The organism is Helicobacter sp. MIT 14-3879 (assembly GCF_003364125.1).
Map to the genome: position 1 here is coordinate 1 of NZ_NXLP01000045.1, position 9,413 is coordinate 9,413.

The window sequence follows — 9,413 nt, forward strand, 5'->3', positions numbered from 1 at the left end:
AATCTCATAGATTCCACAGATTTATCTGCCATGCTTAGGGATACCAAAACACAAAGCAATAATGAGAATCCCTATCTCGCTTCTTCTGCAAATAATATTGCGACAAACCAACCCCCTATCAATCAAGCCACCACAAATAAAGCTCCTATCAATCAGCCCCCTATCAATAAAGCCCCCACAAATCAATATCATACAAATGACGCTACAATAAATCAATCTCCCGTAAATCACGATATAACAAATCAAACCCCCACAAATCAAGTTTCCGCAAACCAAGCCTCTATGAATCAATATTTATTGAATCAGCCCTCTATAAACCAAACCACAACAAACCAAGCCCCTACAAGCCCTGCTACAAAAGGCTATTTTAGCTATTTGCCTGTGAGTTTTTTTGGTGCGTGTATGGGGCTTAGTGCGATGAGCGTAGCGTGGGAAAATATGGCAAATAATATCGCATTTTTTAATAGTGAGACGATTGGCACAGTTGTTATCAGGATTATCAAGGGAGACATCACTCAGCACAGCATCTATGTTTTAGCCCCTCACCTTATTGCTTTATTCTTTGCTCTCTTGGCAGTGGTGGCATTTATGGGGATATTTAGCACCTACACGCTTAAAATCATCACCAATTTTGAGAGTTTCAAGCAGGAATTCACCTCTCCCCTCACCCGCCCCTTTTTTGGCACATTGGCTATTAGCCTATTGCTTATCCCCCTTGCCCTGCAAATACTCTGCGTCCCTCAAGGGATTAGCTTTGTGATATGGCTTTTTGGGGCTATGATGATGTTTGCTTTTAGTGTGCATATTGTTAGCTTTTGGATTGCTGAAAAGATTGAGCTTTCACACATTACGCCTGCGTGGATTATTCCTGTGGTGGGACTGCTTGATATTCCTTTGGCGATACCTAGTTTTACCGATATTGAGATTTTGCAAAAAATTAGCTTTATTATCACTGGATTCTGCGTAGCAGTGGGGTTTTTCTTTACGATTGTGCTTTTTGTGCTGATTTTAGGGCGGATTGTGTTTTTTCAAAAGCTCCCCGAAAAGCTAATGCCAACCTTAGTCATACTGCTTGCTCCCTTTGGCGTGGGTGTGAGTGCATACACCGTGCTAATAAGGGATTTTTCTCTCATCAATCAGAATCTTTTTATCATCAATGATGTGGGTATAGACCAACTTGGCTTTTTGCTTCTATTTATGGGCTTATTCTTGTTTCTTGCCCTCCTGCCTCAAGTGTTGAAAATCAAGCAATGCTGCCCTTTTAGAATCTCGTGGTGGGCGATTAGCTTCCCCCTAGCAGCACTCTGTATCGCAAGCCTCAAAATCAGCAACGCCATCTCAACACTTGACATAAAAGGATTGCCACCTCGGGAGCTTTCAGAGATGGGCGATTTTTCTTATGCAAAAGTCTTTTTCTTTTCCCTCTCATCGATACTCTTATGCTTTGTAACCTTAGCGTTTATCTGGCTACTTTTTCGCACATTAGGAGGGATTCTCAAAGGAGAGCTAAAGAACCTTGCTTGAAGAGTTAGAAAATAACTAAATATATTATTATAAAATTTAAATCTATAATGTATTAAATTTAATTTTCTAATTTTTTTATCTCATTGATTAAATCTAATGGCTCTAAAGAATAAGTATTTTTTAGGTTAATACTTGCCATAGTATGTGCAATAGAGGCAGAAATACTTGCATCAATAAGAGAATAACCCTGTGATAATAAAGAAACTATAAGTCCGCTTAACACATCACCACTACCTCCTTTTGAAAGATTATTTCTTCCTAAATTATTAATATAAATATATTCATTATAAGCAATAAAAACATTTGCACCCTTTAAAATAAGTGGAATTTTTGGATAATTTTTAGAAAAATCTAATATTAAATCTAATTTATTTTTAATAATATCACTAATTTCAAAACTACCAAAATTAAGTATTCTAAGTAGAGATGCAAACTCCTTTAGATGAGGAGTTAAAATAATATTCCCATTTTCTAACATTTTCTTTAAACCATCATGATAAAACATATCTGCATCAAGCACACTTGGTATTTTTCCTATAAAATCAAAATCATATTTATTAATTCTCTCTCCCAATCCCATTCCAAAACCTATTGCATTACAATTTTTAGGCAAATAATTAGTATTCATAATATGATATGGTAAATTTTTAACATTACCAATAATACTAACCAATCCACTACCAAAAGCAAACGCTGCCATAGCACTTAAAATGCAAGCTCCTTCTTTTTCACCTGCAATAATGCAGCTATGCCCAAAATTACCTTTGTGGGCATTTTGAAAATTTCTTTTAGGTAATTTTAAATCACTTGTCTCTAATAGTTTTATATTTGTCTCCAATTCATATCTTTCTTTTGAAATGCCAAGATTTGCTTCTATAATATCACCTATAAAATCCTTTGCAAAATCACTAAAATAAGCTAACTTTAAACTTCCCATACTAATTGTAATATGTGCTTTAAAGGCATACTTGGAATCCATATTAACATCTAAAATACCACTAGGTATGTCACACGCTATTCTAAGTCTTGATATAGAATTCATTTGAGAAATTATTTCTTTAATTTCATCACTTAAAACACCATAAAAACCACTTCCAAAAAGACAATCTACCACAATATCACATAAAAATAATTTATCAATAAATTTTCCACCAAGTAACTCTACCCTTTGTTTTTGAATCTTACAAAGCTCACTTTTAGGCTCATTTGGCATATAAATTTTAATATTATATTTTCCTATTAACCTTCTAGCAAGAGCTAATCCATCAGCACCATTATTCCCAATACCTGCAACTATAATAATCATAGAATTTGCACTAGCATATTTATCAATTACTTGTTCCATTACACAAGCAGCATTTTCCATTAAAAGTTCATTATTTAAATTATAATTTTTTATTGCTTCTCTATCTAAGAAATCAACATTTTTATATATATTTTTCACTATTACCGCCTCATTAACTATTTTAATAATAAAAGACTAAATGCCATTATTCCCATACCAAAAAGCACACCAATAACAGATTCATGTCCTTTTGTATTTAATTTTGAATTTGGAAGTAGGCTGTCAATAGAAATAAATACCATAATACCTGCAATTACACCAAATCCTATGGCAAGAGTATATTCACCCAAAATTGGGGCTAATATAAAATAACCAACAACAGCACCTAAAGGCTCTGCTAAACCTGATAGAAATGTAAGTTTTAAAGCTTGACTTTTATTACCTGTGGCATGATAAATTGGGAGTGATACAGCCAAACCTTCAGGAATATTATGTATTGCAACAGCTATTGCAATACTAAGTCCAAATGTAAAATTATCTAAAGCAGAAACAAAAGTTGCAAAACCTTCCGGAAAATTATGTATTGTAATAGCTATTGCTGTAAAAATTGCTGTTCTATGTATAGAATGATTTTTTGAAATATACTTATGTCTAGAATCTAACTCACAATAGACCTCATTTTGTGATTTTAGCTCATGTGGATTGACATCATTAGGAATTAAAAAATCAATTCCAAATGCTATTAGCATTCCTATAAAAAAGCAAACTACACCAAAAGTATCTGAATTATTAGAATTTACTTTTGAAAAATAATCTATTGACTTTGGTAAAATCTCAACAAAACTAAGATATACCATAACCCCTCCACTAAACCCAAGTCCAAATGATAGAATCCTGCTTTCATCTTTTGTTTTAAAAAATGCTAAAAATGCACCAATAGCAGTGCTAATACCAGCTAACAAAGTTAGCATAAAGGCTTGTAAAAAAATACTTATCTCCATATACTTCCTAAAAACTACATTATTCTACTAGCATAATTGCTTGATTAGTAATTACTTGAGAATCTAGTTCTAAATAAATATCTTTTATAATGCCGCTTATATGAGATGTTATTTCATTTTCCATTTTCATTGCCTCAACAATAGCTACAACATCACCTTTTTTTACTTCATCACCAATTTTTACATTAATCTTTCTAATAGTTCCTGGCATATTTGAACTTATATGACCATCTTTATTTGCAATAATTTGACTATTGTTATTTTGTTTTGCTAGTTTTTCATCATTATAATTTAGTTTATTTTGTTGTTCTATATATACTTCTTTTAACTCTCCATCAAGCCTTATAAAAAATGGTTTAATTCCATTGTTAGAATGACCACTTCCTTCAATCTTAATATTATATTGCTCCCCATTTACCGTAATATTAAATTCTTTGTCAAGCTCTTCATTCACATCTTCAAATATTTCTATGCTTTCTGGTTTTAAATCATTTAGATTTCTCTCATTAAAATAATTTTTTGCAATAGAATCAAAAATTGCATATGAAATTACATCTGTTGGGCTAAATGCAAAATCTTTACTTTCCTTTTTTACCTTATCTAACTCTGGTTGTAGTAAATCAGCTGGACGAGATGTGATAAATTCTTCTTTTAAATCTAATAATCTATCTTTTAATTCTTTACTAATATCAGTAGTAGTCTTACCATAGAAACCTCTTGCAAGATTTCTTGCTTCTTTACCAATACTCTTATACCTCTCACCCGTTAATACATTCAATAAAGCCTGTGTGCCTACTATTTGAGAGCTTGGAGTTACAAGTGGAGGGTATCCAAAATCAGCCCTAACATTTGGAATTTCATCTAATACTAAATCCATTTTATCAAGTGCATTATACTCTTTTAACTGATTTGCAAGATTTGAAATCATACCACCGGGGATTTGATTAACAAGAACTCTAGTATCTATTTGACTATATGAAGATTCAAATTTTTTATATTTTCTACGAACTTTTCTTAGTATATCTGCAGCTTCTTCCATCTTTGCTATGTCTAGTTTAGTGTCCCATTTAGTGCCTTTTAATGTAGCAACCATTGATTGAGTACAAGGGTGAGATGTCCCACCTGCAAAAGCAGAGTTGCTTAAATCTATAATATCAATTCCTGCCTCAATAGCCTTTAAGTGAGATGCAAAACCAAATCCAGCAGTGCTATGAGTATGAAAAACTAATGGAACATCAATATTATCTTTTAGAGCTTTTACAAGTTCAAAAGCATTAAAAGGTGTAATAAGCCCTGCCATATCCTTTATAACAATACTATCAGCACCCATATTTACAAGTTCTTTTGCATAATCAACAAAACCTTGTGTAGTATGAACTGGAGAAGTAGTGTAGCTAATAGCTCCTTGAACTAACTTTCCTTGTTTTTTTACTTCTTCAATACTAGTTTTAAGATTTCTAATATCATTTAGTGCATCAAAGATTCTAAAAATACTAATACCACCTTCTGCTGAAAGCTTAATAAACTCTCTTACAACATCATCTGCATAATGTCTATAACCTACTAGATTCTGTCCTCTTAGTAACATTTGCATAGGTGTTTTTTTAAATATAGTTTTAAATGTAGCCAATCTCTCAAATGGATCTTCTTTTAAATATCTAAGGCAAGTATCATAAGTTGCTCCACCCCAAACTTCTACACTATAAAACCCTATATCCTCAAAAATTTTTGCAACTTCTATCATATCCTCCGTTCTTACTCTTGTTGCAAGTAGAGATTGATGTCCATCACGTAAAGAATTTTCTGTTATTTTAATTATATTATTTGACATTTTATACCTCATATATTTTATAATTTTAATAAAAGTTGTTTATGGGCTTGTTTTCTTTTCATTTCTTCTTGTCTATGACCTTCTTTTTTTAAATATTGTGCTATATCGCTATAACCATTTGACGAAGCTATACTAAAAGCAGTATTATTGAAATTATCTAGTGCAAATATATCTGCTCCATTTTCAACTAAGTAATAAACTACATCTAGATTCCCACTATTTACAGCCCTCATTAAAACCGTTACATTATTGTAATCCCTAGCATCTATAAAAGCATCATTTTTAATTAAAAATTTTACAACATCCAAATGTCCTTCTGACGCAGCAAGCATTAGAGCAGAACAGCCATCATTATCAATATCATCAATATCTGCACCAAATTTAAGTAATAATTTTACAATATCTAAATGTCCTTTTTCAGCTGCCCAAATAAATGCGTTCCAAGTATTATTAATATTTGGTTGGAATTTAGCACCAGAATCTAATAAAAATTTTACAACCTCTAAATGTCCTTTAAATGATGCACTCATTAATGCTGTATAACCATCATTTTTAGCAGCATTCACATCTGCTCCATTTTCAACTAAAAATTTTACAACCTCTAAATGTCCTTTAAATGATGCACTCATTAATGCTGTATAACCATCATTTTTAGCAGCATTGATATTAATTCCATTATTGATTAAATACTTAACTACTTGTAAATGCTTAAAAGAAGATGCCCACATTAATGCGTTCCAACCATTTTCATCAGCAGCATTAATATTTGCGCCATTTTTATGTAGGAATCTAACAATCTCAATATAATTAAAAGAACTAGCAAGCATCAATGCTGTTGTTTGATCATTCCTTCTTGCATTCACATCTGCTCCATTTTCAACTAAAAGCCTAACTATATCAATATGCCCTTCACTAACAGCACTCATAAGAGCACTCCAGCCATCATTATCCTTTTGGTTAATATCAACATTTAAATCAAGAAGTAATTCAACAACCTCTTTATTTCCACTTTGGGTAGCAAACATAAATGCACTATAACCATTATTTGCTGTAATATTTACATTTGCATCATTTTCTAATAAAAATCTAACCATCATCAAATTACCATCTTTACAAGCCCACATTAATGCTGTGCAACCATTATTATCAATCACATCAATATTTGTTCCATTATTGATTAGATATTTTGCACTATCAATTTTATTCTCAATCACAGATCTAATAAACTCTTGTTCTAAAACACCCACTTATTTCTCTCCATATTGTGATTTTTGAAATAATATTATATCCTACTTAAAAATAATAATATTTTAAGAGGTTAGCTTTTATTGTAATTTTAAATAATATTTGCCATTTGCAATAAATTTTATTTAATTATATTTTATAAAAACACTTTTATAAATTTTATCCTATTAAGATAATTATAAGATATTTAGCTTCATTATTCTAATAAATATTTACTACTTATTAATAATCTATCACCAATAATTCTAAATTTTATTTAATTAATAATGCTAACTTTAAATATATTATATTAAAAATAATTTATTTTATTCTAGTTTTTATCTTAAACTATAAAATATGATTATATGCAATAATTATAAAAAATAAGATAACAAATATTAGCCATTTACATAAAGATATAAATTAAACAAAAATTTTGATTTGTTAAAAACTTTTTGTAAGCAAAAAATAAAATAGTATTAAATTAAGAAAAGTAATTAGGAGAATATACTAATAAAATCCAATAAAGGATTTTTTTATTATATATTATAAAATTTCTAATTATACAAACAATCTTAAAAAATATACTTTAAATATTATCATTTAGTTTTTTTAGTATTATCTTTATATTCCATAGCAAACTAGTATTGCTAATTTCTTGCATTAAACTCTATCATTCTTATCTTTTCAAGTTATTATAACCTTAACTATTATAATTTTTTGCTTTAATTTGTATTTTATTAAGCAAATAAAAGATAGAAATCTAGCATTTACATTTCTTTTAGATTCTTTAAAACAATTTTCTTGAATACTCTATTATATCTATAATGTTTGGATAAACTTTTTGAATATTAACAACAATAGTTTTTAAATCTTTAGTATATTTTTAACTTTATTTTCAACTTCATAGTAATATTTTGTAGAATTTATAATACATTGAAATATAAATATAGGATTCTAACTTTATTTATCATTAGAATCCTATGCAAATTATTAATCCTTAAGCAGTCTCCATATAGCCACGCAAAAGAAACAACAAATAACCCCTAAAATCGCTATAACAGCGCAAAAAGAATGCAAATAAACTAAAAGCCCCATTGTCTTATCTTCAAGCATAGCAAGATTTGCACTCGCAATGATGGGGATATTTTCTGTGCTTATTCCTGCTGAAGTTATACTTAGAGTGATAAAAACAAGCATTAATGCACCATATAAAGCCACTCCAACAGCCTCACTCCCTAACCTACAAGAATTAAGCACCCCTGCTGCTAGCCCTGCTTTGCTAGAATCTACACTGCTTAAGGCTAGATTATCAATCCCTCCAGCGTGTAAGCCCATTCCCACACCGATAATAAATAAAAGCAAAAGAATAGGCAATATTTGCCATTGTGTTGGGAGGAAATACAAAATCCCAGCCAAAGCAATCAGCCCAACACTCATTAAAAGCGACATCATAAGTGTAAGCCTCTTTGTATCCCACTGAGCATTTAGCATTTTTGAAACAAGAAAGGGGCAAAAAAGCATAGGTGTGGTAAGGGCAAGCATATACAAGCCTGAAACAGAAGCACTTAAATCCCAAACAGCTTGCAAGAAGCTTGGAAAATAAGTCAAAAGCACCACAAAGCTAAAGCCAGCAATCACAGTAACGAGGCTAAAACCAAAGAATTTTTTATTCTTAAGCACTTCTAAATCAAGGAGTGGGGATAAGCCTTTTGCGTGGAGGGATTTTTGCTGCCCCATAAATAAACCTCCACAAACAACAAATACAATCAATGCAATAAGCGTTTGACTATCAAAATAGGCTAGAGAAGTAATAAATGCCATAAAAGAAAAGAGCGATACCACAAAAAGGAATGCACCAAGTATATCAAAAGGATTTTTTGCTAATTCATTAGAATTATCTTTTGGTAAAATAGGACTTAAAAGTAATACGAGGGTTAGAATAAGAAAATGAAAGCCAAAAATAGCACGATAGGAAATAAGCATATCCCCTATAAAAGTGCTAGCAAAAACATCAATGAGTAGCCCAGAAATCGTTGGTCCAAAGGTTATTCCAAGCCCCGCTGTTGTCCCAAAGAAAGCAAAGGCTTTTGCCCTCTCTTTTTCTTGAAAGTTCCTAATAAGCAAGCTTGCCCCACAAGCAAAGACACTTGCCCCACCAATCCCCGCTAAAGCGCGTGCTATATCTAGCAGTAATAAATCTCGTGCGATAATAGAGAGCAAAGAACCAAGCACATAGATAAACACACCAAATAAAAGACATTTTTTTGCCCCAAATTTATCCGCCATTGCTCCCCAAATAAGCGTAAAACTTGCGAAGAACAAATTAAACGCATTCACAACCCATTGCAAAGCACTCGCTTGATTTCCTAACTCTTGAGCGATGAAAGGCAAAGCAATAGCAGTGCCTGAAATAGAGCTTGGCACAACAAAGACAGCTAAGAGTATGGTAAAAAGCCATAAAGATTTATTGCTTTTCATAGAAGTCTCCTTTTTGATAAAAATTAATAATAGGAAGATTACAAGGACGGTGAAGAATTACGCCACT

At 31.4% G+C, this 9,413-nt stretch carries 6 protein-coding genes; 1 reads left to right on the top strand and 5 read right to left on the bottom strand.

Annotation, left to right across the window (positions count from 1 at the left end):
- The coding region (locus CQA44_RS10120) for an SLAC1 anion channel family protein (RefSeq protein WP_115547124.1) at positions 1 to 1,524 on the top strand (1,524 nt) is incomplete at its 5' end.
- Positions 1,525 to 1,582: 58 nt separating this feature from the next.
- Here the strand turns inward: CQA44_RS10120 and CQA44_RS10125 are convergent.
- From CQA44_RS10125 to CQA44_RS10145, 5 genes are all read right to left on the bottom strand, one after another.
- On the bottom strand, positions 1,583 to 2,968 hold the full coding sequence (locus tag CQA44_RS10125; RefSeq protein WP_115547125.1) for an NAD(P)H-hydrate dehydratase: 1,386 nt from the start codon (positions 2,966 to 2,968) through the stop codon (positions 1,583 to 1,585).
- A gap of 17 nt (positions 2,969 to 2,985) precedes the next feature.
- Entirely contained in the window at positions 2,986 to 3,810 is an 825-nt protein-coding gene (gene zupT / locus CQA44_RS10130) for a zinc transporter ZupT (protein ID WP_115547126.1), read from the bottom strand.
- 19 nt (positions 3,811 to 3,829) lie between these two features.
- On the bottom strand, positions 3,830 to 5,641 hold the full coding sequence (locus CQA44_RS10135) for a pyruvate/oxaloacetate carboxyltransferase (RefSeq protein WP_258865004.1): 1,812 nt from the start codon (positions 5,639 to 5,641) through the stop codon (positions 3,830 to 3,832).
- 17 nt (positions 5,642 to 5,658) lie between these two features.
- Positions 5,659 to 6,888: an ankyrin repeat domain-containing protein gene (locus CQA44_RS10140; RefSeq protein WP_115547127.1), complete on the bottom strand. Its 1,230-nt coding sequence runs from the start codon at positions 6,886 to 6,888 to the stop codon at positions 5,659 to 5,661.
- A 970-nt stretch (positions 6,889 to 7,858) separates the two neighbouring features.
- Positions 7,859 to 9,346, bottom strand: a complete 1,488-nt coding sequence (locus CQA44_RS10145; protein WP_115547128.1) for an MFS transporter — start codon at positions 9,344 to 9,346, stop codon at positions 7,859 to 7,861.
- Positions 9,347 to 9,413 lie beyond the last annotated feature (67 nt).